Genomic DNA, 616 nt, shown 5'->3' with positions numbered 1-616 from the left:
TTCTCGGCTTCGGTTGCTACCATCCGCGGTGACAACACCGGCGCATCCGACTTCGGTACTGCCACTGACTTTAATGGTAGCGGCCTGAACTCCGCGACCGGTAACATTGTCACCATGGCAGCTGACAATGGTCAGCAGTTGGCAACCAGCATTGAGTTCCAGGTTGGTGGTGGTAACACCGCAAACGACCGTCTGTCGATCGACCTGAGCTCGGTTGATGCAGACACGCTTGGTTCTGGCGCTTCTGGCACCGAGGACTCGCTCGTTGATCTGGGCGCAAACGCAATCGCAACCGCAGCCTCAGCACAGAATGCTGTTGAAGTTGTGACCCGTGCGATTGATGACTTGCAGCGCGCACGTGCTGCAGTTGGTACCTCTCAGAACCGTCTGGACTTTGCTGGTCAGAACCTTGCTTCCACGCAGGAAAACACTGAATCAGCACGTTCAACCCTGCTTGACCTGGACGTTGCGGCCGAAATGACCGCCTTCACGTCCAAGCAGATCCTGGTTCAGTCGGGTGTTGCTATGCTGGCACAGGCAAACCAGATGCCGCAGAACCTGCTGCGTCTGCTCCAGTAATCTCGAAAGCAACTATGTCTTCACAAAGGGGCGGCCT

Annotated in this window: 1 protein-coding gene; it reads left to right on the top strand. The window is 56.3% G+C overall.

Annotation, left to right across the window (positions count from 1 at the left end):
• On the top strand, positions 1 to 579 hold a 579-nt coding region (locus HED22_RS19555; protein WP_254870304.1), incomplete at its 5' end, for a flagellin.
• Between the last annotated feature and the right edge of the window lie 37 nt (positions 580 to 616).

Source organism: Thalassospira sp. HF15, assembly GCF_011806525.1.
Lineage (GTDB): Bacteria > Pseudomonadota > Alphaproteobacteria > Rhodospirillales > Thalassospiraceae > Thalassospira.
Note: the sequence above shows the minus strand (reverse complement) of the source record. Positions and strands in the feature narration are given on the sequence as shown.